This is a genomic window from Fulvivirga imtechensis AK7, from assembly GCF_000331535.1.
Lineage (GTDB): Bacteria > Bacteroidota > Bacteroidia > Cytophagales > Cyclobacteriaceae > Fulvivirga > Fulvivirga imtechensis.
The window spans coordinates 1-1653 of sequence record NZ_AMZN01000193.1; the positions used below are offsets into that span (position 1 = coordinate 1).

The window sequence follows — 1653 nt, forward strand, 5'->3', positions numbered from 1 at the left end:
TCTCCTGTTTTCGACACCTTTGTTTGATTTTCCTAAAAAAGGCTTGTTCAGTTAAATGCGGGTGCTTTTTTGTGTTGTTTTGGGTGTCCCAGGATAATTGTATTTTTAGACATGTTTGTCAGGAAGAAGAAAAACCGCAGTGGGTTGGTAAGTGTTCAGGTTATCGATAAGAGTTCAGGGACATATAGGGTTAAACAAACTATCGGTTCGAGCTCTGATATACTGGAAGTTGAACGTTTAGTAGAAAAAGGCAAGAAATGGATAGAATCATATAAAGGAGAGCTAAAACTTGATCTGGATGGTTTAAAAAAGCAGACCCACAATATACTTGATAACATATCAGAGTTGAGCTTATGTGGCCCTGATATGTTATTAGGAAAGATTTTTGATGAAATAGGCTTCAACAAAATATCCTCTCCGTTGTTTAAACCACTTGTTCTGAGCAGAGTGGAAAACCCAACAAGCAAGCTAAAAACCACTGATTATTGGAAGAAGTACTATAATACCGAGGTGGGAGTAGTGAATATTTACCGCTACCTGGATAAGCTACACGACAATGAACAGGACCTTGTCCAGCGGATTAGTTTTGAACATACCCGGAAAATACTTGGTGGCAGCATTCAAATGTTGTTCTATGATGTAACAACTATATACTTTGAAGCCGAACAGGAAGATGAGCTACGTAGAACGGGTTTTTCTAAGGATGGCAAGCACCAACACCCTCAAATTGTTCTTGGGCTTTTAGTAAGCAACGGAGGCTATCCACTGGCTTATGATGTATTTGAGGGGAATAAGTATGAAGGAGAAACAATGTTGCCCATTATAGATAGCTTTAAAGAGAAATATGGTTTTCAACAAATAACCATTGTAGCAGATGCCGGATTGATCAATAACAGGAACATAGCAGACCTTGAAGAGAGATCATATCAATACATACTGGGGGCAAGGATCAAAAATGAGACCAAGTCTATAAAAGAAAAAATACTTTCTTTAAAATTGGCAAATGGCCAGAGTAGTGTGATCAGTAAAAATGAAAGCTCCAAATTAATCATTAACTACTCTGACAAAAGAGCAGGTAAAGACTCCCACAATAGGAAGAGAGGCCTGACAAGGTTAGAAAAGCAAATTAAAAGCGGCAAACTCACTAAAGCGAACATCAACAACAGGGGATATAATAAGTACCTAAAAATGAAGGGAAAGGTCAGTATAGAAATTGACAGGGACAAACTTGAGGAAGATACTAAATGGGATGGGCTCAAAGGATACCAGACCAATGCTGACATGCCCCCATCAAAGATCATAGAAAATTACAAGCACCTCTGGAAGATTGAGAAGGCTTTTCGTATTTCCAAGCACGATTTAAAAATAAGACCCATATTCCACAGAATAGAGAAAAGAATAGAATCGCATATATGCCTGTCTTTTGTTGCCTACAAAATATATAAAGAACTTGAAAGACAGCTTGAAATTAAAAAGGCAGGTATTAGTCCTGAGAAAGCTATTGACATTGCAAGGACAATCTATAAAATTAAAATAGATATCAACTCAAAAGAATCTGTTGAGAAACTATTGCTTCTAAAAGATGAACAAAAATGGTTGGCTCAATTATTTGAGCTCGTTTAGGATTGGGTGTCCCAGTGTCGAAAACAGGAA

1 protein-coding gene is annotated in these 1653 nt (G+C 37.4%); it reads left to right on the top strand.

Annotated elements, in window-relative coordinates; translation table 11 throughout:
• Positions 1–111: 111 nt before the first annotated feature.
• Positions 112–1623 (top strand): IS1634 family transposase, encoded by a 1512-nt coding sequence (locus C900_RS27720; protein ID WP_040497725.1) that lies wholly within the window; start codon positions 112–114, stop codon positions 1621–1623.
• Positions 1624–1653 lie beyond the last annotated feature (30 nt).

Bases quoted from the DNA above. Each gene is read 5' to 3' on its own strand.
- C900_RS27720 (WP_040497725.1), top strand. From the start codon at position 112: ATGTTTGTCAGGAAGAAGAAAAACCGCAGTGGGTTGGTAAGTGTTCAG.